At 58.9% G+C, this 22,733-nt stretch carries 19 protein-coding genes; 16 read left to right on the forward strand and 3 right to left on the reverse strand.

All coding sequences use genetic code 11. The features are described 5' to 3' along the window. Positions 1–137: 137 nt before the first annotated feature. Together F0P97_RS11105 and F0P97_RS11110 are read left to right on the forward strand one after the other, a co-directional pair. Positions 138–602 carry a (2Fe-2S)-binding protein gene (locus F0P97_RS11105; RefSeq protein WP_182286751.1) on the forward strand — a complete coding sequence of 155 codons (465 nt, stop codon included), beginning with the start codon at positions 138–140 and terminating at the stop codon, positions 600–602. A gap of 17 nt (positions 603–619) precedes the next feature. Next, positions 620–2,881: a xanthine dehydrogenase family protein molybdopterin-binding subunit gene (locus tag F0P97_RS11110; RefSeq protein ID WP_182286752.1), complete on the forward strand. Its 2,262-nt coding sequence runs from the start codon at positions 620–622 to the stop codon at positions 2,879–2,881. Positions 2,882–2,899: 18 nt separating this feature from the next. Here the strand turns inward: F0P97_RS11110 and F0P97_RS11115 are convergent, their stop codons facing one another. Beyond that, positions 2,900–5,287: a DNA polymerase II gene (locus F0P97_RS11115; protein WP_232538201.1), complete on the reverse strand. Its 2,388-nt coding sequence runs from the start codon at positions 5,285–5,287 to the stop codon at positions 2,900–2,902. Positions 5,288–5,835: 548 nt separating this feature from the next. Here F0P97_RS11115 and F0P97_RS11120 point away from each other — a divergent pair. The 13 genes from F0P97_RS11120 to F0P97_RS11180 all read left to right on the forward strand — a co-directional run bounded on the left by F0P97_RS11120 (position 5,836) and on the right by F0P97_RS11180 (position 18,911). Next, entirely contained in the window at positions 5,836–6,768 is a 933-nt protein-coding gene (locus tag F0P97_RS11120; protein ID WP_182286753.1) for a LysR substrate-binding domain-containing protein, read from the forward strand. Positions 6,769–6,935: 167 nt separating this feature from the next. Beyond that, positions 6,936–7,937, forward strand: coding sequence for a tripartite tricarboxylate transporter substrate binding protein (locus tag F0P97_RS11125; RefSeq protein ID WP_182286754.1), 1,002 nt, complete (start codon positions 6,936–6,938; stop codon positions 7,935–7,937). Further along, positions 7,930–8,349, forward strand: coding sequence for a Zn-ribbon domain-containing OB-fold protein (locus tag F0P97_RS11130; protein ID WP_182286755.1), 420 nt, complete (start codon positions 7,930–7,932; stop codon positions 8,347–8,349). The genes F0P97_RS11125 and F0P97_RS11130 overlap by 8 nt, the downstream gene beginning before the upstream one ends. Then, positions 8,346–9,509, forward strand: a complete 1,164-nt coding sequence (locus F0P97_RS11135) for a thiolase (RefSeq protein ID WP_182286756.1) — start codon at positions 8,346–8,348, stop codon at positions 9,507–9,509. Before F0P97_RS11130 ends, F0P97_RS11135 begins: the two co-directional genes overlap by 4 nt. A 13-nt stretch (positions 9,510–9,522) precedes the next feature. Next, positions 9,523–10,209 (forward strand): 3-oxoacid CoA-transferase subunit A, encoded by a 687-nt coding sequence (locus F0P97_RS11140; protein ID WP_182286757.1) that lies wholly within the window; start codon positions 9,523–9,525, stop codon positions 10,207–10,209. Further along, complete coding sequence (locus F0P97_RS11145; protein WP_182286758.1) at positions 10,206–10,865, forward strand: 3-oxoacid CoA-transferase subunit B; 660 nt, start codon at positions 10,206–10,208, stop codon at positions 10,863–10,865. Before F0P97_RS11140 ends, F0P97_RS11145 begins: the two co-directional genes overlap by 4 nt. Further along, the gene (locus F0P97_RS11150) at positions 10,865–12,052 is read left to right on the forward strand and encodes an acyl-CoA dehydrogenase family protein (protein WP_182287177.1); all 1,188 of its coding nucleotides are present in this window, start codon (positions 10,865–10,867) and stop codon (positions 12,050–12,052) included. The genes F0P97_RS11145 and F0P97_RS11150 overlap by 1 nt, the downstream gene beginning before the upstream one ends. A 5-nt stretch (positions 12,053–12,057) precedes the next feature. Beyond that, complete coding sequence (locus F0P97_RS11155) at positions 12,058–13,224, forward strand: acyl-CoA dehydrogenase family protein (RefSeq protein ID WP_182286759.1); 1,167 nt, start codon at positions 12,058–12,060, stop codon at positions 13,222–13,224. A gap of 12 nt (positions 13,225–13,236) precedes the next feature. Then, complete coding sequence (locus F0P97_RS11160) at positions 13,237–15,357, forward strand: 3-hydroxyacyl-CoA dehydrogenase NAD-binding domain-containing protein (protein WP_182287178.1); 2,121 nt, start codon at positions 13,237–13,239, stop codon at positions 15,355–15,357. Then, on the forward strand, positions 15,354–15,767 hold the full coding sequence (locus F0P97_RS11165) for a PaaI family thioesterase (protein WP_182286760.1): 414 nt from the start codon (positions 15,354–15,356) through the stop codon (positions 15,765–15,767). The genes F0P97_RS11160 and F0P97_RS11165 overlap by 4 nt, the downstream gene beginning before the upstream one ends. 137 nt (positions 15,768–15,904) lie before the next feature. Further along, positions 15,905–17,062, forward strand: coding sequence for a CaiB/BaiF CoA transferase family protein (locus tag F0P97_RS11170; protein ID WP_182286761.1), 1,158 nt, complete (start codon positions 15,905–15,907; stop codon positions 17,060–17,062). Between the two features lie 87 nt (positions 17,063–17,149). Continuing rightward, on the forward strand, positions 17,150–18,127 hold the full coding sequence (locus F0P97_RS11175) for a Bug family tripartite tricarboxylate transporter substrate binding protein (protein ID WP_182286762.1): 978 nt from the start codon (positions 17,150–17,152) through the stop codon (positions 18,125–18,127). A gap of 10 nt (positions 18,128–18,137) precedes the next feature. Next, the gene (locus F0P97_RS11180; RefSeq protein ID WP_182286763.1) at positions 18,138–18,911 is read left to right on the forward strand and encodes an enoyl-CoA hydratase; all 774 of its coding nucleotides are present in this window, start codon (positions 18,138–18,140) and stop codon (positions 18,909–18,911) included. 712 nt (positions 18,912–19,623) lie between these two features. On the opposite strand, the gene F0P97_RS11185 is transcribed toward F0P97_RS11180, so the two are convergent. Further along, the gene (locus tag F0P97_RS11185) at positions 19,624–20,880 is read right to left on the reverse strand and encodes a hydantoinase/carbamoylase family amidase (RefSeq protein WP_182286764.1); all 1,257 of its coding nucleotides are present in this window, start codon (positions 20,878–20,880) and stop codon (positions 19,624–19,626) included. Then, positions 20,877–21,548: an orotate phosphoribosyltransferase gene (locus F0P97_RS11190; protein ID WP_182286765.1), complete on the reverse strand. Its 672-nt coding sequence runs from the start codon at positions 21,546–21,548 to the stop codon at positions 20,877–20,879. The genes F0P97_RS11185 and F0P97_RS11190 overlap by 4 nt, the downstream gene beginning before the upstream one ends. 177 nt (positions 21,549–21,725) lie before the next feature. On the opposite strand from F0P97_RS11190, the gene F0P97_RS11195 reads away from it, so the two are divergent. Continuing rightward, the gene (locus tag F0P97_RS11195; protein ID WP_182286766.1) at positions 21,726–22,646 is read left to right on the forward strand and encodes a LysR family transcriptional regulator; all 921 of its coding nucleotides are present in this window, start codon (positions 21,726–21,728) and stop codon (positions 22,644–22,646) included. Positions 22,647–22,733 lie beyond the last annotated feature (87 nt).

A 22,733-nucleotide genomic window follows, 5' to 3' on the forward strand; every position in this document is an offset into this window, starting at 1 on the left:
AAGTGAAACTTAATAACTTAAATAGATTGCCTGGCTTTTTCTTTTGCATTGCCTGGCGCACACTGCCTCTGCTTCGCGCGATGCATGCGCCCGTGCGGCAGCTCCTGTGTTGAAAAGCAAATAAGAAAGCACTCCCCATGCCTGTCAAATTCACTCTCAACGGCAAGCCCGCATCGGCCGATGTGGATTCTTCAACACCCATTCTCTGGACCCTGCGTGACACGCTGGGTATGACAGGGACCAAATTTGGTTGCGGCATGGCCATGTGTGGAGCATGCACTGTGCATCTGAATGGCCAGGCCATCCGTTCTTGCATTACGCCCATATCGGCGGCGCAAGGGCAAAAAATCGACACCATCGAAGCACAGGCTGCCGACAAGGTGGGAAAGGCTGTCGAGGATGCGTGGGTTCGCAACGATGTGGCGCAATGCGGCTATTGCCAAAGTGGGCAAATCATGAGTGCGACGGCGTTACTCAAAAGCAATCGCCAACCCAGCGATGCAGATATCGATGCTGCCATGGCGGGCAATATCTGCCGCTGCGGTACTTATGCACGCATCCGTGCAGCCATCCACGATGCTGCCAAAAGCCTGTCGGTCTAAGAGAAGGAGTACATCCCATGCCTATACCCAACCATTTTCTTGCAGACATGCCCAAAGGTCTGCGTGCGCTGGCGGCTGACACGATAGATGCAGGCACAAAGCTCGAGCGACGCGATTTCCTCACGCTGGCGACGGCCTCCGGTTTTGCATTGGGCGTATTTCCCTCCGCCGCACTGGCACAGGCAAAGGGTAACGAGCAGGTTTCTGCAAACGTACTCAAGCCCACCCAGCAGCCGTCGGCTTTTGTGAAGATTGATCGCGATGGCACGGTGACGGTAACGATCAACCGTCTGGAGTTCGGTCAAGGTGTGCAAACCGGCCTACCCATGGTTCTGGCCGAAGAGCTGGACGCCGATTGGTCCAAGATGAATAGCGTGCATGGCAATGCGGATCCCGCTTATATGGATCCGGTCATGGGAATGCATCTCACGGGCGGCTCCACTGCCATCAAGAACTCGTATGTCCAGTACCGTGAACTGGGGGCGCGTACCCGTTCCATGCTGCTGGCCACGGCTGCCAAGCGCTGGGGTGTGGATCCGCAGTCCTTGCGTACTCAGACAGGGCAGGTGATCGGCCCTCGAGGCAAGAGGCTGGGCTATGGCGAGTTGGCGGATGAGGCCATGAAGATGCCTGTTCCGCAGCAGGTGAAGCTCAAGGACGTCAAAGACTTTCGCATCATTGGTCATGCCACGGGGCGGCTCGACGCACGGACCAAATCCAGCGGCAAACAGTCCTACGGCATTGACATGCACCTGCCGGGAATGTTGACCGCACTTGTGGCACATCCGCCGGTGTATGGAAGCAAGATTCAATCGGTGGACGATTCGGCAACCAAAGCCATCAAGGGCGTGCGTGCGGTGCTTCGTGTGCCCAGTGTATGGGGTGGCGAGCTGGTTGCTGTGCTAGCCGATGGTTACTGGCCAGCCAAGCAGGGACGCGATGCCCTGAAAATCCAGTGGGACAGCGCAGCGGTTGGCAAAGTCGATTCTGCTCGACAACTGGCGCAGTATCGTGATTTGGCCAAAAAGCCGGGCGCGCTCAAGTTTGATGCCGATGTTTCGGCAATGAACGGTGCTGTTCACAAAATCAGTGCCGAGTATGTATTCCCCTACCTTGCCCATACGCCGATGGAGCCGTTGAACTGCACGGTGCGTGTGACCGGTGCAGGAAAGGATGCCAAGGCTGAGCTTTGGTTGGGCACGCAGGCTCCGGGCTGGGAGGCCGCAACTGCTGCGCGCGTGCTTGGCGTGGCTCCTCAGAATGTTCGAGTCAATGTTCAGATGGCAGGGGGCGGTTTCGGTCGTCGTGCCAACCCGCGCAGTGACTACGTGGCCGAAGCCTGCGAGATTGCCAAGGCCGCTAGAGCATCCGGTATCGACGCCCCGGTGCGCATGATCTGGAGTCGCGAGGACGATGTCAAAGGAGGCTATTACCGACCCATGCATGTGCATCGCGCCGAGATAGGTTTTGACGGTAAGGGAAAGGTGATCGCCTGGGATCATGTGATCGTAGGCCAGTCGCTTGCCAAAGGCACGGCGTTTGAAGGCTTCATGGTCAAGAACGGAGTGGACACCACGACGGTTGAAGGAATGAAAGAGCCGTACGACCTGCCGATGCGACTCTCGGTGCATCACCCCGAACTCAATGCGCCGGTTCTCTGGTGGCGCAGCGTGGGCTCCACACACACCGCTTATGTGATGGAGACCTTGATGGACGAAATCGCCCGAGCTGTAAAGCAGGATCCTGTTGCATACAGGCTGCAACAGTTTGGCGACAGGCATCCGCGTCACAAGGCCGCGTTGCAACTGGCAGTCGAAAAGTCGGGCTACGGAAAGCGCCAACTGGCCGAAGGCAGGGCCTGGGGCGTGGCCGTGCATCAGTCTTTTGATTCGGTGGTTGCCTATGTGGTCGAAGCATCGATGAAGGACGGCACTCCCAAGCTGCATGCGGTTACAGCTGGCGTGCATTGCAATCTGGCGGTGAACCCCCGAAGTGTCGAGGCCCAGGTGCAGGGTGGGGCCTTGATGGGTCTCGGCATGTGTCTGCCTGGCGCGGCCATCACATTCAAAGATGGGCAAGTGGAGCAAGGTAATTTCAATGATTACACTGTAGCCCGCTTAACCGATATGCCCGCGATCACCGTGCATATCGTGCCGAGTGCCGATGCCCCCACGGGTATGGGTGAGCCGGGTGTGCCGCCATTGGCCCCCGCTTTTGCCAACGCCATCGCCAAGCTGAGCGGTCATACGCCACGCGAGCTGCCTTTCCCGAAAGCGTGAGAGCATGAGCTTGGATCGCTAGAAAAGCTCCTGCTGAGAAGATGTCAGAGTGACGAAATCCTCTCCGAGGGGGATCAAGATCGAGTCGGCAATCGGCTTGATCTGTTTGGCCAGATAGTGCTCGTAGTCGATGCGTGAGCGGCGGATTTCCAAAGGCTCAGGGCCATTCCTGGTCATGACGTATCGGATCCAGCCGCCGTTCTGGTACTGCCTGGGTCGTCCCACGCGATCGTTGTACTCATCGGCAATGCGAGCGGCGCGGACCTGTGGTGGCACATTGGCGACGTAGGCATCCAGGCGATGCCGCAGGCGTTTGCGGTAGATGAGCAGATCATCCTTCTTGCCCGCCAGCGTCGAATGAGCGTACTCGATGACGAACTCGCGGTAAGGGGTACCTTGGAAGACGCGCGAGAGCAAGCCCTCCTGGAACTGCCGTGCCAGCGGTGTCCAGTCGCTTCGCGCCATTTCAAGGCCGCGGTAGATCATCGACTCGTTTCCGTCGGTGTCTACACTCAGACCGGCATAGCGCTTCTTGCTGCCGACGTCCGAACCGCGGATGGTGGGCATGAAGAACTTCTTGTAATACGTGTCGAACTCGATCTCAAGAAAGCTCTTCAGGCCTTGCTCTTGCTGCAGTGTTTGAACCCACCACGCGTTGATGTCCTGGGCCAGCTTGGCAGCCACGGCATATGCCTCTTCGGTGCTATGGGGCCTCTTGAGCCAAATAAAGATGGAGTCAGTGTCTCCATAAATAACTTCGTATCCGCGCTCTTCGACCAGATCCCTTGTGAGCTTCACCATTTCGTGGCCACGTAAGGTAATGGCTGAGATCAAATCCGGATTGAAGAATCTGCATTCCGAGGCGCCTAGTACTCCTGCGAATGAGTTCATCACCAGCTTGAGCGCTTGCGACAGTGGTTCGTTCCTGGCGCGTTTGGCCTCATCTCGGGCCTGCCAGAGGGTGGTCACGATTTCCGGAAGACAGTGTTTCTCTCGAGAAAAGAGTGTGCCCCTTGGGCCTTTGATCGGAAGCTCGGAAGAGCTCGCATGTCGACCTTCGACCAAACCCACGGGGTCAACGAGGAAGGTGCGGATGATTGATGGATAGAGACTCTTGTAGTCCAGAACCACGACGGAGTCGTAGAAGCCAGGCTTGGAGTCCATGACGTAGCCACCGGGGGATGACTTTCCTTGAACATCGCCCACGTTGGGTGCGACATACCCCATGCGGTGCATGCGTGGCAAATAGTGGTGGCTGAATGCGGCAATAGAGCCACCGAACTGGTCGAGCTGCAGGCCTGTGGTGTGGGCGCGCTCCATCGCAAACTGCAGCAGCTTCGCCTTTTCGAAGATTCGCAGAACCAGCTCGCAGTCGCGTATGTTATAGGCTGCAAGGGCGGGCTTGTCTAGCTGGTAGCGCCGCTCGATTTCCGCCATTTTGTCGTACTCGTCTCCGATATCCTTGCCTTCGCCCAGAAGCTCTTGTGCGACGTTCTCGAGGCTGAACGACGGAAAGCTCCAGACAGCGGCCCTGAGCGCTTCAATTCCGTCAACGACAACTCGCCCTGGCATGGGAGCAAACAGATAGCCTTGTTTGCCGGGATGAGTTCGCCATGCAATGGGCCTGCTCTCGCGCCCCAGGAGTAGCGGTGTTGCACATTCGTCTGCAGTTTTCTGCAGCACACGAAGGTCGAACTGAATGACGTTCCATCCAATGATCACGTCCGGATCATTGCGTGCGAACCAATCGTTGAGTTTGTCAATCAAGGCTTTGCGTGTTGTGCAATGAATCAGCTCGAAACCAGGCGTTTCTACCGGTTTGGCGGGAGGCTCACCCAGCATGAAAACGACACGCTCCGCCATGCCGTCAAGCGCGATCGAATACAGATCTTGGTGCTGACTGGTCTCGATATCCAATGACACGACCTTCAGAACCGGCCGGAAATCGGGCGCAGGAACAAGCTTGCAGTTCACCAGCGCCGCATGTTCCGTCCGGCCGCCTTGCAGCGCGACTCCCGCCGTGATGAAGCGCTCCATCAAGTAGCGCTCATGTGGTCGAACATCCGCTTCCAGAAGGGGAATGCCTAGTTGCTGGAGAGTGCGTGCAAGTCGCCGTAATTGACGAAAACTCCTGGCATAGATACCCAGGACGGGCTCTTGCTGAAAACTCTTCAGATCCAGTTCCCGCAATTCCACTCCAGCCAGGGGCGGGAGTTGCGCTTCTACCGCTTCTCTGTGTCGGGCTTCGACGAAAGCCACAGATTTCTGAGCAGTCAGGAGAACCTTCAGGGGGCCGCTATCCGTTGCCAGCCAGTACTCGAGCTCTACGCCCGCCTGCGTGTCTCGCCAATTGCGAGTAAGGATGAAGCCCTGGCGTTCCGGAGATAGCACGAAAGATGAAGTCAAGCGAATGTGACCGTCTTGAACCGGAGTTCAAGGCTCTGGCGGTGTGTGATGACATGAGCTTGAAGAGCAAGCCACATGCTTCGAAAGAGGTGCCAATGAGATGATACCCAGCAATCATGGCCGCGTTTTTCCAACAGAGCCACGTCAACAGCAATCCAGGTGTTCCTCGGATCCAAAGCGGATGGAGCGAATAGAGGGAGTGACGCCAATGTTCCGTGAGGGCTGAAACCGTCATCAAGTTGTTGCCAAGCGATGGCTTCCCATATCGATAGCAGGCGTTGCGAGAGGCTTGCTCCGCAATTCCAAACTGGCGTGGGAGTTATACGAGAGGCCGCACAGATCACACTCCTGCTGAAGTGTTTTAGCGTTTGTATTGCGTTGACCGGTTGAACCTGCCGTCGTGCAGAGGCGCTAACTCTAAAGGTCCCTGAAGCTGTAGGTTTTTCAGAAAAGGCTTGCTAACTCAGCATTGACTTCTCATTGGAAAGAGGGAGGGGGCAGGGTAAAGCCAGCTTATCCCGGCAAGCGTCTTCGAATATGATTTTCCAATGCGCTACGAGCTGACCGATCTACGCCTGTTTCTTGAAATTGCCCAAGCAGGCAGTCTGACCGCGGGGGCATCGGCGGTGTTCATCACCCCATCTGCTGCGAGTTACAGGCTCAAGAATCTGGAGCAAGCCATGGGTACGACACTGTTCGAGCGCACTCCTAGGGGAATGGAGCTGTCACCTGCCGGTGATGCTGTGCTGACGCATGTGCGAGAGATCTTTGAAGGCATAGAGCGAATGCAGGGCGATGTGAGCCGCTTTATCTCCGGTATCAAGGGGCATGTGCGCCTGGTGGCCAACAGCAGCTCTCTCAATGGCTTTATCACCCATACCTTGGGGCGCTTTCTCGTGGCCTATCCTGGTATCGATGCCGAAGTGGACGAGCGCCAGAGCGAGACCATTCCAACCGCGGTGCTGGCGCGCGAGGCCGACATCGGCATTTTCGCGGGTGAAACGAATGTAGAAGGCTTGAGCATCTATCCATACGCGGTAGACCGTCTGGTGATAGTCACGCCGCGAGATCATCTGCTGGCGTCACAGCACAGCATTCGCCTGGCTGCAGCATTGGACTTCGATTTTGTCTGCACCAGCAGAGCCAGCAGCAACTACCTGTTCCTACGGGACACGGCTACCAAGTCCGGGCGTGCGGTGAGAGCCAGATTGCACACACATGGCTTTGAGTCGGTTCTGTCTCTGGTGGCTTCAGGAGTGGGTGTGGCCATGGTTCCGACCAGCGTGCTGGCGAACCGGCAGCAGGCCAAGCTCTTGTCGGTCATTGAGCTGGATGAACCATGGGCGCTGCGCAAGCTGAATCTGGCGGTGCGAAAAGATGCTCGCTTTCCCAACTTCATCACCGCCTGCATGAATTTCCTTCTGGAAGATCCACTGGTCGCAGCGACACGAGTGCAGTTGCCAACCCCAGCCACGGAATAGTCGCTTTCACGTGTTCTGGGCGCGTGAACAGGCCATCGCATCCAAGTCTCCTATCAAATTCTCAAACAGAGCGTTCGAATCTTTCTGATTGAGCTGTCAGGTAGCGATTCATACACTGAATCGGCGCTGAAAAAGCGTTACTAACTACAGATTGGAAGGAGACACGGATGGCGATTTCACCTCTGGGCAAAGCCTGCCCAATTGCTTGTGCCTTGGTGTTGGGATGGGGGGCTGTATCCGCTTCGACAGGTACTGCATTGGCGCAAGCTCGTGTCTATCCGAGCAAGCCTGTCACGATCGTCGTTGCATTTCCTCCGGGTGGCATGACAGATATCGTCAGCCGTGCGTTGGCCAAAGAATTGTCGGAGAACCTCAAACAGCCTTTTGTGATCGAGAACCGTGCTGGCGTGGCTGGTCAAGTGGGGACCGAGTATGTCGCAAAGCAGGCGGCAGACGGCTACACCTTGCTGGTGGGCGCTACGGGCTACGTGATTGCTCCAGCCATGAAAAAGGTCGGTTATGACCCTCTCAAGAGTCTGGAGCCGGTAGCCGTTCTGGCCAGGTCGCCAAATCTGATCGTGGTGAACCCGAGGGTTCCGGCCAAGACACTTCCCGAGTTTCTGAACTGGGCCAAGACGCAGAGCTCGATTCCCTATGGAACGGCAGGCGCGGCAGGTTCCACACATCTGGGTGGAGAGTGGCTGGGCAAGGTCACTGGATATCCATTCGTGCATGTCCCCTACAAAGGGGCTGCGCCTGCGACCAATGATGCCGTCGCGGGGCAGATTCCCATGGCCGTCCAGGACTCGATGAGCGTCTCGGCGTTCATCACATCCGGGCGTCTGCGCCCCATTGCCAATATGGCGTCCGAACGCAGCAAGCTGTTCCCTGAATTGCCGACGATGCAGGAGAGTGGGTTCAAAGGCTTTGACGTGTACACATGGCTGGGCTTGTATGCCCCGGCCGGAACGCCCGCGTCCGTCGTGACGATGCTGAACAAGGAGATCAGCACCATCATGAACTCTCCTGAAATGGTCGAGCGTCTGCGTTTGCAGTACAGCGAGCCTCTGGGTGTGATGGATGTCGCCCGAACCCGCAAGTTCGTCGAAGCCGAGGTGAACAAGTGGATGCGTGTGGTGCAGGAAACCGGTGTGAAGTCCGATGACTGAGCTCGATGCAAACAGGATGGGAGAGCGTCAGTCTGCTACGGCGGCTGCCTGTGACAAGCGGTATTTCGATGCCTTGGCCGATGGCCGCTTCGAGATTCCTCAATGTCGCGACTGCGGACGGTTCCACTTCTTTCCTCGTGTTTGCTGTCCCCACTGCGGCTCGCAGGCGATTGACTGGGTGACGGCTTCGGGAAGGGCAGTCGTGTATTCGGTGACGATTGTCCGCGCGCGCGAAGGAGCGGATTACACAGTGGTGCTGGTGACTCTTGAGGAAGGTCCGAGGCTCATGAGTCGTGTGGTCGACATCCCGGTCGATGAGGTGCGTATCGGTATGCCTGTTCGGGCCCGCATCGACATGGTGGAAGAAAGCCCTTTGCTCGTATTCGTCGCGGCACCGGGAGGACAGGAATGAATACAGCATCTTCAAGAGGCTCCATCGCCATCCTCGGTACCGGCCTGGCCGGCATGGGGCATGCGGGTGGTGCCACGGAGCAGGAAATCATCGCACAGGCATCCTGCATGGCGATCGAGCGCAGCGGCCTGCGCAAATCCGATATCGACGGCATCATTACTTCCAGTCTCACCTCGCCCTGGTGGGTGATGCGCATGGCGGAGTACCTGGGCATTCGTCCTCGGTTTTCCGACAGCACCATGTTTGGTGGATCGGCCTTCATCGCAGACCTGAAGATCGCACAGATGGCGATCGATGCGGGGGAGTGCGAGAACGTGCTGATCTGCTATGGAAGCACGCCCCGCAGCGCGCCCAGCAGCTCTCGCGTCAATCAGATGCGCGCCGAGCTGGACCCGCAGCCCTACGAACATCCCTACAAGGCCTTCAATCCGGTGTCCAGTTATTCGCTGGCGGCGGCTCGCCATATGCATGAGTACGGCACGACACGCCAGCAACTGGCCGAAGTGGCTGTGGCTGCGCGCAAATGGGCGCAACTCAATCCGGACGCATTTTCCAGGAAAACCTTGACGGTCGATGAGGTGATCAACTCCAGGATGATCTCGGACCCGCTGACCGTGCTCGATTGTTGTCTGGTCACGGACGGTGCGGGCGCTATCGTCGTCAGCTCCTCCCGGCGAGCCAGGAGTCTGCATGGCAAGCCCATCTATGTACTGGGGAGCGGCTATGCCCACTGGCATCGTCAGATCTCGTGCATGCAAGACCTGACTGTGACACCTGCAGTGGAGTCGGGTCGCAAGGCGTTTGCTCAGGCCGGGCTTGCACCTGCCGACGTGGATGTGGTGCAGCTATATGACGCCTTCACCATCAACCCCATTCTGTTTCTCGAAGACCTGGGCTTTTGCAGCAAGGGCGAGGGCGGAGCGTTCATTGAGGGCGGACGGATCGAACCAGGCGGTGCCTTCCCCATGAACACCAATGGCGGAGGTCTGTCGTGCGTGCATCCGGGCATGTACAGCATTTTCCTCATCATCGAGGCTGTGACGCAGCTGCGTGCACAGGCAGATGCACGCCAGGTGCCGGGTGCAGAAGTGGCACTGGTGCATGGCAACGGAGGCGTGCTTTCCAGTCAGGCAACGGCCATCCTGGCTTCGTCACGGTAGAAGGAGCAGACACATGATCGACAAGATCCTCGATTCGGCAGCGCAGGCAGTGGCCGATATCGCAGACGGCTCCTGCGTTCTGGTCAGCGGGTTTGGCTTGGCGGGTCAGCCCAATGCATTGCTGGATGCCCTCTATGAACAGGGGGCGAGTGAACTCACCGTGGTTTGCAACAACAGCGGCAGCCGGGATATCGGTCTCGCCCGGCTGATCCGCGCCGGCAGAGTACGCAAGCTGCTTGCCTCCTATCCACGCGGTGCCGAATCAGAGGCCTTCGAGAGCGCTTATGCCCAGGGGCGCGTCGAGTACGAATGCGTCCCCCAGGGCACGCTGGCCGAGCGCTTGCGCGCTGCAGGCGCTGGATTGGGTGGATTCCTGACCCCCACGGGCTACGGAACAGAGCTGGCTGCGGGCAAGGAGACGCGGATCATCGATGGCGTCGGCTATGTTTTCGAGCAACCTTTGCATGGCGACTATGCGTTGGTGCAGGCGCATGTGGCCGACCGTTGGGGCAATCTGCTGTATCGCAAGGCGGCTCGCAATTTCGGTCCGATCATGTGCATGGCGGCGAAGGTGTCGATTGTGCAGGTAGCAGAGGTTGCGACGCTTGGGGAGCTGAACCCAGAGAGCATTGTCACTCCCGGAATTTTCGTGCAGCGCGTGGTCGTGAATGCCGCCGCTGCACAGGAGCGACGCGCATGAAGCAAGGAATGACACGCCAGCAGATGGCACAGCGTGTGGCCAGGGATATTCCTGCAGGTGCCTACGTCAATCTTGGAATTGGTCTGCCTGTCACCGTACTCGATCACTTCAAGCCTGAAGACGAAATCGTGGTGCACAGCGAGAACGGCATTCTCGGCATGCGTGCGCTGCTCGACGGTGAGGCGCCAGATCCAGACATGTCTAACGCCGCCAAGCTGCCTGTGAATATTCGGGCTGGTGGCAGCTTTTTCCATCACGCAGATTCCTTTGCCATGATGCGTGGCGGGCATCTGGACTTCTGCATTCTGGGTGGATATGAGGTCTCGGAACACGGTGATCTCGCCAACTGGTCTTTGGGGCAGAAGAACGTGGCGACCGCAGTGGGCGGTGCTATGGATCTGGCGGTGGGGGCCAAGGCCGTTTACGTGCTCATGGAGCATGTCACGCGAGAGGGCAGGCCGCGCATCGTGAGCCGATGCAGCTTGCCCTTGACGGGGCGACGTGTCGTCAAGCGTATCTACACCGATCTGGCCGTCATTGATGTTCGGCCCCAGGGGCTTGTTGTCATCGACATAGTGGAGGGGATGGACGAACAGACCCTCGAAGCATGCACGGGGGCCGATCTGCGGTTCGAGCTGGAAAGGGCGCTGCCATGATCGACTCCATCGGCAGCTTCGCGGTGGAAGCATTCCGTGATGAAGTGCGCGCCTTTCTGGCAGAACAGCTTCCGGTCGATCTGCGGCGCAAGGTGCTGGAGCACAAGCGTCTCAAGAAGGAGGATTTCCTGCACTGGCAATCCATCTTGCGCAGCAGGGGCTGGGCTGCACCCAATTGGCCTAGCGAGTATGGCGGGACGGGTTGGTCGCTGGCGCAGCGGCTTGTCTTTGATGACGAATGTGCAATCGCAGGCGCTCCTGAAACCGTTCCCTTCGGACTTCGCATGGTTGCACCGGTACTGATGAAGTACGGCACACAGCAGCAGAAAGACCACTATTTGCCAAGGATACTGTCTGGTGAAGACTGGTGGTGTCAGGGCTATTCGGAGCCGGAATCCGGCTCGGACCTGGCTTCGTTGCGCACTTGTGCAGAGCTGAAGGATGGCGAGTTCATCGTTCATGGTCGGAAGACCTGGACGACCTATGCGCAGTATGCAGACATGATGTTCTGTCTGGTTCGGACGGACCCACAGGCCAAGGCGCAGTCCGGGATTTCCTTTTTGCTCATCGATATGAGGTCGGCAGGCGTCACCGTGCGTCCGATCCGAACCATCGATGGCGACACTGAAATCAATGAAGTGTTTCTTGACGGAGTGCGTGTTCCCGAAGCTAACCTGGTGGGCGAGTTGAACCGGGGCTGGACTTGCGCCAAGTATCTGCTGTCGCATGAGCGCTTTGGTGCGGCTCGCGTCGGCCGCTGCAAGCGTGAGCTGACATTTCTGAAACGTCTGTTGGAGGAGCGGGTCGTCGATGGCGTTTGCCTGGCGCAGCGCGCGGACTGGGTGCATAACGTGGCGCGCCTTGATCTGGAATTGCTCGCGCTTGAAGCCTCTGTTCAGCGTTTGCTCCGTCAGACCGAGGGCGGGACAGGCAATGGGGTGGAAGCTTCGGTACTCAAGCTCATCGGCACGACGCTGGCGCAGGCGATTACCGAGCGCCAGCTCGAGGCGGCGGGCCCGCTCGCTCTGGAGTTCTGTCAACAGGCATTTGAGCTGACATCGTCCGAGCCGGAAAGCTCCGTATCAACGCTCGCGGGCTTCTATCTGAATCTTCGAAAGATCTCGATCTATGGGGGGACGGACGAAGTGCAGCGAAACATCATTGCCAAAATGGCTCTGGGACTGTGAGCGCCATGAGAGACTATCTGAACGACGAGCAGCGCCAACTGGCGGATTCGCTGGAGCGCTATCTGGAGCGGGAACATCCCATTCCCGAGTCCGGTATCCCTTGCTGCGCTGCAGGGCAGCTCAGTTCCGCTTCGGTGCATTGGGGGGAATTCGCCAACTTTGGCCTCCTCGCTCTCACCGTGGACGAAAGCCGTGGAGGCATCCAGGACGATCCGATCGCTGTGCATGTGATCATGGAGCACTTTGGGCGCCACTTGGTGCTGGAGCCTTATGTAGCAACCGTGGTACAGGCGGCTAGTCTGTTGGCGGCTACGGGCACGCAGCAGCTTGCAAGTGAGCTGCTGGCTCTGGTTCTGGCTGGTGATTGTCAGATCGCCATGGCCCATGCAGAGGAACAGACCGACTACAGCCTGCACAATGTCAGCACCCGGGCCGAAGTCTTGGAGCAAGGATGGGTGCTGGACGGCCACAAGGTGGGTGTTCGTCATGCGCAGCACGCGGATATGTGGCTGGTGCTTGCCAGAACGCGGGGATCGGCCCTGCAAACGGATGGTCTGTCCCTGTTCATGGTGAGACCGCAGACCCCAGGCATCCGTGTCCGCTCCTATTTCAACATCGACGGGTCTCCGGCGTCTGACATCTGGTTCGACAGGGTTCAGCTGCCCAAGTCCAGCTTGCTTGGAGAGCTCCATTTGGCCTGGCCGTTGTTCGAGCATATCTGTGCCAGAGCCAATGCCGCCTTGTGTGCCGAGTCCGTAGGAATCATGTCGGCTGTACTGGAGGCCACGCTCGGATACGTGAGGGAGCGCAAGCAGTTCGGCAGCTCGATCGGCAGCTTTCAAGCCATTCAGCACCGTCTGGTGGACATGTACATGCAGCTGGAGAAGTCACGCTCGTTGTCGCAAAAGGCCAGCGCCATGGTGCGCTCTGAAGACTTTCTGGCTGCGGTTTCGGCGGCCAAGGCCGTGTGCTGCCAAGCGGCCCGGTTCATCTGTCAGAGTGCGATTCAGCTGCATGGCGGCATAGGCATGACTGACGAACTGGCACTCGGCAAGTTTGTCAAGAGGTTGCTGGTGCTATCCCATACCCTCGGTGACGAGCAGCACCATGTCCAGCAATTCGCGCGCCTGACCCAGACCCCATCCGCGATGCATTCGCTCGTGCAGCACTGAAATATGACCTCCATGAACGACTACAAACAAGCAGTTTCACTTTCCGAAACCGTGCGCTATGAGGAGCGCCAAGGCGTTGCGCTCATCGTCATCGACAATCCACCCGTCAACGGGCTGGGTGACACGGTTCGACGCGGCATTGCCCAAGGCATTGCCCGTGCACAGGCCAACGCAGCCGTGAGAGCCGTGGTGCTGCGTGGGCAGGGCAAGGTCTTCTGCGGCGGCGCGGACATACGCCAGTTCAATAGCCCTGCTGCGACGGCGAGCCCCATGTTGCGTCAAGTCAACCGATCCATAGAGCGGTGCGTCAAGCCCGTGGTAGCCTGCATTCACGGTGTGGCGCTGGGCGGTGGACTGGAGCTGGCGCTTGCCTGTCACTACCGGGTCGCGGATTCATCCGCACGAATGGGGCTGCCTGAGGTGAATCTGGGGCTGGTCCCCGGTGGTGGAGGAACGCAACGGCTTCCACGGTTGATCGGGGCGGCAGATGCCGTGCGGCTGGTCACCTCGGGCAAGCATGTCGGAGCCAAGGAGGCTCTGCAGCTCGGTCTGGTGGATGCAATTTTCGAGGACGATCTGGAGCAGGCCAGCATGAGGTTTGCGCTGGGCATGGCAGACAATCATTCAGTGCTGCCAGTGCTGGCTGACATCAAAGTTCCCCCTCCCAAGGGTGAGCTGCCAGACTTCGAGCGTCTTCGTGCAGGCGTCAACCCCAAGGTCCGTAACGCGATTGCGCAGCGCGCCGCCATCCAGTGCGTGAAAAGCGCCATGAACTTGCCTTTCGAGCAGGGCCTTGACAAGGAACGTGAACTGTTTGAAGAACTGGTTGCCGGAGGGCCTTCCAAGTCCTTGCGTCACATGTTCTTCGCCGAGAAGGAAGCGGCCAAATTTGTCGGCAAGGACTGCAATGTGGTTGAGAGGAAGATTTGTCGTGTCGGTATTCTGGGCGCAGGCACCATGGGCGGCGGCATTGCCATGGCGTTTGCGAATGCAGGCATTCCCGTCGTCTTGTGCGAGCGAGAGCAGGCGGCACTGGACCGCGGCATGGCACTAATCGAGCGCAACTATCAGATTTCCGTATCGCGTGGAGGGCTCAGTGCCGAAGCGGTCAAAGAAAGGATGCAGCACATTCATCGGACATTGGACCTGTCGACGTTCGCAGAAGTTGATCTGGTCATAGAAGCCGTTTTCGAAGATATGGCTGTCAAGCGCAATGTGTTCGTGCTGCTCGACCGGATCTGCAAAAAGGGTGCGATTCTTGCCACCAATACATCGCGGTTGAACATCAACGAGATCGCTGCTGCGACCCAGCGACCCGAAGATGTCATCGGCCTGCATTTCTTCAGTCCGGCCAATGTGATGAAGTTGCTGGAAGTGGTGCGTGGAGAGCGCACCTGCGACGCAGTCATCGCGAGCTGCATGCAGATGGCCGTGGCCATCGGCAAGATCCCCGTGCTGGTGGGCGTTTGTGAAGGCTTTGTGGGAAACCGCATGCTGACCGGTTACTGGCGAGAAGCGGGATTTCTGCTTGAAGAGGGGGCCACGGTACCGCAGATCGATTCCGCCATGCAGGCATTCGGCTTCGCGATGGGCCCTCTTGCCATGGCAGATCTTGCAGGGATGGACATCAACTGGGCGACACGCAAGCGTCTTGCATCCACGAGGCCGTCTCATCTGCGCTACTCCAGGGTGGCTGACAGGATCTGCGAGCAAGGCCGCTTCGGTCAAAAGACCGGTGCCGGCTACTACCGCTACGAAGCCGGCAATCGCACGCCAGTTCCCGATCCCTTGATCGAGGAGCTCATTGCGGAATGCGCACGGGAGGCCGGCATCGAGAGGCGTCGGGTCAGCGATGAGGAAATCGTCGAACGCTGTGTGCTTGCGCTGGTGAACGAAGGTGCGCGCATCGTCGACGAAGGAATCGCTCAACGAGCCTCCGATGTGGATGTGGTGTATGTCAATGGCTATGGCTTTCCAGCATGGAGGGGCGGGCCGATGTTCCATGCGCAGAGCCTGGGATGGACGCAGGTTCTCGCAAAGATTCGGGATCTGCATGCCCGGCATGGCGAGCACTGGATTGCGGCGCCATGGATCGAACAACAAGCGCTGAACGACATATTGGCCCAGCCATGAGCAACTCCGTCTTCGTACCCCCAGAGGGATTTGAGGAACATGTGTCCCCCAGCAACTTCGTGCTTGCGCAAGGCCCCATGTACAAGAGGCAGCGCGAAGACGGCTCCACCATCATAGGAGTCAGGGTGCTCGAGCAGCATCTCAATCTGCACGGCATCGCACATGGTGGCTTTGTGGCGACGGTGGTCGACAACGCCATTGGCTATAACGTGGCGACGGCACTTTCCGCATCAATAGTGACGGCTCATATGAACATCGACTACCTGTCTAGCGCGCGCCTTGGGGACTGGGTCGAGGCCGAGGTGCTGATCACCCGCAGGGGCCGGAGAATGTGCTTTGCCGATTGCACTTTGAGCAATGGCAATGCGCTGATGGCGCGAGCCAGCTGCATTCTCGTACCCGTCTCCTGAGGTGAACAGGTCGCGCGCATTTCAGGCGTTTCGTCGGGCTGGAAGACCATCCAAATTCCGCGAACTCCGGGTGCAAAAATGGCCAATTGACCCTAGGCAAGCCCGCTCCAAGAATACAGAAAAATTTTGGAGGTGTGATGCTTGCGAATGCACTGGATGGAGTCCGTGTCGTGGACTTGTCAAGAATTCTGGCTGGGCCATGGTGCACCCAGAATCTGGCTGATCTTGGCGCGAATGTCCTCAAGATCGAGCGGCCTGAAACAGGGGACGATACCCGCAGCTGGGGGCCTCCGTTCCTGACTTCGGAAAGCGGTGAGCGGGTGGCTGCCTATTTCCTCTCCTGTAATCGAGGCAAGCAATCCGTCACGCTGGACTTTACCAGAGAGGCGGAAGTTGCCTGGCTGGTGCGCCAGATCCAGGATGCCGATGTGGTGGTCGAAAACTACAAGGTCGGAACGCTGGCTCGTTATGGTCTTGACTACGACACCTTGGCGCGTATCAACCCGGGACTGGTCTACCTGTCCGTCACGGGGTTTGGACAGACAGGACCGTTTGCTCACAAGCCCGGATATGACTACATCTTCCAGGGCATGGGTGGCTTGATGAGCTACACAGGCATTGCCGACGGTGAAGAGGGGGCAGGCCCCTTGCGCACCGGCGTGGCCGTGGTGGATCTGATGACGGGAATGTATGCCACCAGCGCGGTGCTTGCGGCCTTGGTGCAGCGTGGACGCTCCGGGCAGGGTCAGCACCTTGATATCGCACTGCTGGATGTAGCGGTGGCGATGAATGCGAATCAGGGAGCCAACTTCCTGGTTTCCGGTGAGAAGCCGGCGCGCATCGGCAATATGCACCCCAATCTCGCGCCATATGAAGTCTTTGAATGCAGCGATGGCCACATCATTTTGGCAATAGGCAACGACACTCAGTTTTCGGCCTTTTGCAAGCTCATGAAGAGTGAATGGCATCTGCAGCCCGAATTTGCGACAAATGCGGGACGCCTGACGAATCTGGCGCAACTCAGGCCGCTGTTGCGCGCCGTATTGATGAACTGGAGGACTGCCGATCTGGGCCTTGTTCTCGATATCAATGGCATCTCCTGGGGAAACATCAACAGTCTGGAGCAGGTCTTCCTGCACCCGCAGGTGATTCATCGTCAGATGCTTCAGACCGTCGAGCACCCCGAACTGGGGAAGCTCCAACTCGTGCGCAATCCCATGCTGCCCCCGAGTGCGGGATTGCAGATTTGTCCGCCGCCCACGCTGGGGCCGGCCGCAGCCGCATCTGCTGCTTGAGTCATTTCGGGTCAGCCTTCCAGCAGACGAACGATGCCGATGCTGATCAAAGCATCAGGTCTTGCTTCTACATAACAGGAGACGTGAATGAAGCCTTTGAAATCTCTGCTCGCCTTGGCCCTGGGTCTTGGTGCCATGTCCATGGCTCGTGCTGCAGGTGCCACTTCCTATCCGGATCGCCCCGTACGGCTGGTCGTCCCCTACGCCGTGGGCGGAGCTACCGATGTCATAGGGCGCGTGATGGCTCGCTATCTTGGCGAGGCGCTCGGACAATCCATCGTCGTGGAAAACAAGCCCGGAGCCGGAGGTAGTACGGGTTCGCAGTACGCCTCCAAGCAGTCTGCCGACGGCTACACGCTGGTCATGATGGTGGAGAGTTCTCATGCAGTGAATCCCAATGTTTATGCCAAGCCTGCCTATGATGCGGTGAAGGACTTCACGCCTATCACCAATATTGCCAATGTGCCGGGTGTGATGGTGGTGAATGTCTCGTCGCAGTACAGGACGGCTCAGGATGTGATCGATGAAGCTCGAAAGGCGCCCGCCAAGCTGAACTATGGCTCGTCGGGCAATGGCGGGCTGAGTCACCTGAGCGGCGCCTTGTTCGGCCATACCACCAGGACCGATATCACCCATGTTCCCTACAAGGGCCTGGGCCCCGCACTCAATGATCTGATCGCCGGCCAGATCGACGTTGTATTTGACAACATGCCCTCATCGGGTGCCCTGATCGCAGGCAATCAGCTGCGTGCCCTGGCGGTCTCCAGTCCCAAGCGTCTTGCCCATCTGCCCAACGTACCGACCTATGCTGAAGTTGGGTTGAAGCCCATGAACGATATGTCCTGGTATGGGCTGGGTGCACCTGCCGGCCTGGATGCTGCGGTGTTGCACAAGCTGAGCGTTGCTGCCAAGGCCGCGCTAAAGAATCCTGAACTTGTCAAGACGATAGAACAGCAAGGCGCGGTGGTCGATTACCAGTCACCGCAGCAGTTTCGCGACACGGTAGAACGGTCCAACAAGGCATGGGCCAAGCTCATCAAGGACATCGGCTTCAAAAAACTCTGACAGGACAATCATGTATTCGCAAGTGACCTATCCCACCTCGACCACCGCAGTGCTGTCCATCACTGACGCTGGTGTTCTCAACGTATTGAGCACTCCCGTCATTCAGGGCCTGATCCAGACGCTCAGCGAACTGGCAGAAAACAAAGAGCTGCATTGTCTTGTGCTGAGAGGCTCAGGCTCGCGGGCTTTCGTTGCGGGAGCCGATATCAAGGAACTGGCCAGCTTGAATGCCGCTACCGGGCGGGCCTTCATCAGCGGCCTGCGCGATCTTTGCAATGCGGTGCGGCACTTCCCGGTGCCCGTTATCGTGCGCCTGGAGGGGCATACTCTTGGCGGCGGCTTGGAGCTGGCGATGGCTGGTGATTTGCGAATCGCTGCTGAAAACGCCGTTGTTGGCATGCCTGAGGTGAAGGTCGGAATCCCATCGGTGATTCATGCCGCCATGATGCCGTCCCAGATCGGCACGACACGCGCTGCCTGGCTGTTGCTGACGGGAGAGAACATCCCGGCAGCTCAAGCGCGGGAATGGGGCCTGATCAACGAATGCGTCCCTCAGGAGAAGCTGGATGAGCGCATTCTGGAGGTGGCCGCCGGCCTCTCCGAAATCGGCCCGATGGTACTTAGGCAGCAAAAGAAACTGCTGCGCCGCTGGGAGCGCATGACACTGGATGCAGCGGTTGATGACAGCATTGCCGAGTTTGGTGCGGCTTTCCAGACCGGTGAGCCACAGCAGCATATGAATGCTTTCTTGAGGGAGAAAGCGGAAAAACACAAATCTCGTTAAGCACTTGCCATTCAACTGGTGAGTCAGGCGAGTTTGTGGGATTTAGGCCGCTTACATTACGCCTGAATTGGGTATGAGCTTTATACATGCATGTGTACATCGTTGCATTATGGGAGCTTCCATCAATGCAAGCGCTGATAGGTAACTTGGGGCCGACCTGTTTGGGCTGACCAGTTTGCCAAGATAATCAAGGGCTTGAGACGAGTAGCAGACTGCATATCTACAGACGGAGTCAGGCACGGGGCGTGCGTCTCAAGAACAAGCTGCGCAACAGGGCTCCATGCAAATTATGTGGTGTCTTTCGAATTGCCGTGCAACAGCCGAGCTTGCCTGCTGTTGATCTGAGCTCTCTATTGCGTCTTTGATTTCACGACCGGCATGTTGAAGTGCCAGTCTTAGGCTGAGGCAGAGCTTGGTGTCTAGGGCGTTCGCTGATATCGGGCGCCTTATAAGTACGCCCATTTGCTGTGAGCGCCTTCAGGATGCGTGCTTTTTGTTGGTCAAGGCCACGGATGGCATTTTTCTTTGCTCTCTCAGGCGTTGGTGCTCAGGTAGAGGCTAAAACACTGAGTCTGAGAGCTGCACTGGACCCCCATTCCGGGCAGGATGCCATAACACGGGTCATTCGCTTTTCACACCAGAGCCTTGGGCTCGGAGTTGCTCACCTCTTGCTTGTGGCGTGATCGCTGTGCCCGCCCGGACCGGGCAGGGTTCAGGCAATCAGCGCGCGGGTCAGCAGATCGACTCCTGCCAGGAAGTCGCCGATGTCCATGGCCTCATGCGGATTGTGAGAGCCATTTTCGTTGCGAATGAAGACCATGGCCGATGGCACGCCTGCATTGGCGAACACTGCTGCATCATGGCCGGCACCGCTTGCCATGCGCTCCAGTTTCATGTTCTGGGCAGCGGCTGCTTCCAGGCGGTTCAGCCAACCCGCATCCATGGTGGCAGGCTCCGTGAACAGGCGCTCGTCGAACTCGAAACGCACGCTGCGGGCGCGCTCTATGGCCTGGCACTCTTCACGCATCAGGGTATAGAAGCGCTCCAGGGTCTGCGTGTCCTGGCTGCGCACCTCAAAGCTGAATGCCACTTCGCCGGGAATGACGGAAACGGCATGCGATTGTGCCGAGGTGGAGCAGATGCCCGTGGTCATTACCATGTCCATACCCATCTGCAGCAGCACGCGCCAATGCTCGTCCATGCGCGACAACAGCTCGGCAACCGCCAGCAAGGCATCCTTGCGCAGCCAGCGCGGCACGGCGCCCGAGTGGCCGGTTTCGCCGATGCAACGGATCAGGTTGTGGCGGACGTTGCCGCGGATGCCTGTGACCAGGGCCACTGGCCAGCCGCGATTGACCATGACAGGTCCCTGCTCGATATGCAGTTCCAGATAGGCTGAGACATTCGCGAGATCGAGCAGCGGCTCGGCGTGCTGAATGGCATCGACATCGGCGCCGCAGCGCGACATGGCCTCGCTGAGGATGCCTGCGCCATCTCGGTGAGGGCGTTTCAAGGTGGCGGCTGGCAGCTTGCCCAGCAGGGACAGAGAACCCAGATAGGCCTTGCCGTACCATGCGCTTTCCTCGCCGCGCAGGGCCAGCACGCGCAGCGGTGGGGCCTGTTCGTGGCGACCGCGCAGCTGAAGCAGCATCAGCATGCCGGCGACAATGCCTGCCAGTCCGTCGAAGTTGCCGCCCTGTGGCACGGAGTCGGCATGCGAGCCAACCACGACGTAGGGTTCCGTCCGGTTTTCCTCTGGCAGGCTAAGCCACAGGTTGCCGGCTCGATCCCATTCATGATTCAGGCCCAGATCTTCGGCCCGCTCCTCAAGTATGCGCAGCGCAGCAGTCTCGCCTTCGCCATAGCTTTCACGGGTGACGCCCAGGCCGTCACGGGTGGCCTCGCGGATTTCAGAGAGCAGGGCTTGCGCCAGTGCGCTGGTATCCGTCATGGTGTTGCAGGCCATCATGCTCCGCTACCTCCATGTCGGATGGACCAGTCCACAGGCGAGGCCGAGAAGTCCGCCAGCGTGGCCTTTTGCTCGTCACTGAGCTGTCCGCTCGCCAGCAGCGCTTCATGCAGCTGATTCCAGGTCGCCAGAGCATGCAGGGACAATGCGTGATCGGCCAGGGTGCCAGCCTGGGGGGCATAGAGCGCATAGTCGAGCAGAACCAGCACGTCCTCGACAACGGGACCGGCGCGGCGCAGGGCGGCAACCGTCCCGGCCTTGGAGCGACCGTCGGTGGTGACGTCATCGACCAGCAGTACCTTGGCATCGGCAGGCAGGCGGCCTTCGAGCTGAGCGGTGATGTCCCAGCCGACAGGGCGCTTGCGCAGATAGAGCATGGGCAGCGCCAGTCGCTCGGCCAGCCATGCCGCAAAGGCAATGCCCGAGCTTTCGGTTCCCACGATGGCATTGATGCCGCTGGCGGCAATCAGTGGTCGCATGCGGCGGGCCGCGATGTCCATGATTTCGCTGCGCAGAGCGACGTCGGACATCAGGACCTGGGCATCCACATAGACCGGGCTGGCCCAGCCCGAGGTGTAGATGAACGGTTGATGCGAAGCAATGCGTACAGCGCCGAGGCCGACCAGGACCTGGGCAACGCGTGGCGCGTCGGAAGCGGAAAGAAGCATGAGCGTGTGTGTTGGCAAAGTGGGCATGTTAAGTAGGCAGGCTTGCGGCAAGAAGTGGCTAAAATTCCTTGAGCCGTTCCAAAACGTGATGGCTTGAGCTGCGGGTCTGGGTTTTGACCGCTGCGTCCTGGCTGAAATCCCTGGCTGCGCTTCCGTGCGCCTGTTTGTCATCGCCCCATGTCCGACTTCACTTCGCCGCGCAGTTTTCTGCGCCAGATAGATCTTGCATCGCTGGATTTGTTCGTGCTGATCTGCGAACACGGCAGTATTGCGCGGGCGGCCGAGCAGGGCGGCATGGTCGCCTCGGCGGTCAGCAAGCGTGTTGCCGAACTGGAATCCCTGGCCCGCACTCCCTTGCTGCTGCGCCATGCCCGCGGGGTGCGCCCGACCCCTGCCGGAGAGTTGCTGCTGGCGCATGCGCGCACGATTCTTCTGGGTGTCGAACACCTGCGTGACGACCTTGGCGAATATGCGCGGGGCGTACGCGGGCTGGTGCGCCTCAGTGCCAATGCCTCCGCAGTGGAACAGTTCTTGCCCGAGGATATTGCTGTCTTCGTGAAGCATCATCCCGACATCCGCATCGATCTGCGTCAGGCAACCAGTCGCTCGGTAGCGCGCGCTGTGCGCGATCACATGGCTGATCTGGGGGTCTGCAGTCCCAGCGACGAAGTCGAGGGCCTAGAGTCCATGCCGTACCGGCATGAACGCATGGTACTGATCATGCCCAATGACCACGCTCTGGCCCGGCATCAGGAGCTGGCCTATGAAGAAGCACTGGACTACGCCCAGATCGGTTTGCGCGACAGCAGCATCGTTCAGGAGGTGCTCAATCAGGAAGCCCGCGCCGGCCGACGTATGCTGCGCCAGCGCATCGAGGTCGACAGCCTGAGTGCCATGTGCCGAATGATCGAATGCGGGCTGGGCGTAGGCGTCATGCCCGAAGGCGCGTACCAGAGACTGGGCGAGGCTCGCGCTCTGCATGCGGTGCCGTTGACCGATGCCTGGGCAGAGCGCAGCCTCAAGCTGTATGCCAATAGCTTTGCCGACCTGACTGCGCCAGCCAGACATTTTGCACAGGCACTGATGCCGAAAGAGTGAGGCAGGGCGGGTTTCATGAAGCGCTAGGGGCGCTGCAGCCATGGATAAGTGGCGCAGGCGGCTTGCACGGTCCAGGGGGCTTGGTTG

This window comes from Comamonas testosteroni, from assembly GCF_014076415.1.
Lineage (GTDB): Bacteria > Pseudomonadota > Gammaproteobacteria > Burkholderiales > Burkholderiaceae_C > Comamonas > Comamonas testosteroni_F.

What these genes read in the sequence shown, in the direction of transcription:
- F0P97_RS11105 (WP_182286751.1), top strand. Translation starts at nt 138, where the DNA reads ATGCCTGTCAAATTCACTCTCAACGGCAAGCCCGCATCGGCCGATGTG.
- F0P97_RS11110 (WP_182286752.1), top strand. Translation starts at nt 620, where the DNA reads ATGCCTATACCCAACCATTTTCTTGCAGACATGCCCAAAGGTCTGCGT.
- F0P97_RS11120 (WP_182286753.1), top strand. Translation starts at nt 5,836, where the DNA reads ATGCGCTACGAGCTGACCGATCTACGCCTGTTTCTTGAAATTGCCCAA.
- F0P97_RS11125 (WP_182286754.1), top strand. Translation starts at nt 6,936, where the DNA reads ATGGCGATTTCACCTCTGGGCAAAGCCTGCCCAATTGCTTGTGCCTTG.
- F0P97_RS11130 (WP_182286755.1), top strand. Translation starts at nt 7,930, where the DNA reads ATGACTGAGCTCGATGCAAACAGGATGGGAGAGCGTCAGTCTGCTACG.
- F0P97_RS11135 (WP_182286756.1), top strand. Translation starts at nt 8,346, where the DNA reads ATGAATACAGCATCTTCAAGAGGCTCCATCGCCATCCTCGGTACCGGC.
- F0P97_RS11140 (WP_182286757.1), top strand. Translation starts at nt 9,523, where the DNA reads ATGATCGACAAGATCCTCGATTCGGCAGCGCAGGCAGTGGCCGATATC.
- F0P97_RS11145 (WP_182286758.1), top strand. Translation starts at nt 10,206, where the DNA reads ATGAAGCAAGGAATGACACGCCAGCAGATGGCACAGCGTGTGGCCAGG.
- F0P97_RS11155 (WP_182286759.1), top strand. Translation starts at nt 12,058, where the DNA reads ATGAGAGACTATCTGAACGACGAGCAGCGCCAACTGGCGGATTCGCTG.
- F0P97_RS11160 (WP_182287178.1), top strand. Translation starts at nt 13,237, where the DNA reads ATGAACGACTACAAACAAGCAGTTTCACTTTCCGAAACCGTGCGCTAT.
- F0P97_RS11165 (WP_182286760.1), top strand. Translation starts at nt 15,354, where the DNA reads ATGAGCAACTCCGTCTTCGTACCCCCAGAGGGATTTGAGGAACATGTG.
- F0P97_RS11170 (WP_182286761.1), top strand. Translation starts at nt 15,905, where the DNA reads ATGCTTGCGAATGCACTGGATGGAGTCCGTGTCGTGGACTTGTCAAGA.
- F0P97_RS11175 (WP_182286762.1), top strand. Translation starts at nt 17,150, where the DNA reads ATGAAGCCTTTGAAATCTCTGCTCGCCTTGGCCCTGGGTCTTGGTGCC.
- F0P97_RS11180 (WP_182286763.1), top strand. Translation starts at nt 18,138, where the DNA reads ATGTATTCGCAAGTGACCTATCCCACCTCGACCACCGCAGTGCTGTCC.
- F0P97_RS11185 (WP_182286764.1), bottom strand. Translation starts at nt 20,880, where the DNA reads ATGATGGCCTGCAACACCATGACGGATACCAGCGCACTGGCGCAAGCC.
- F0P97_RS11190 (WP_182286765.1), bottom strand. Translation starts at nt 21,548, where the DNA reads ATGCTTCTTTCCGCTTCCGACGCGCCACGCGTTGCCCAGGTCCTGGTC.
- F0P97_RS11195 (WP_182286766.1), top strand. Translation starts at nt 21,726, where the DNA reads ATGTCCGACTTCACTTCGCCGCGCAGTTTTCTGCGCCAGATAGATCTT.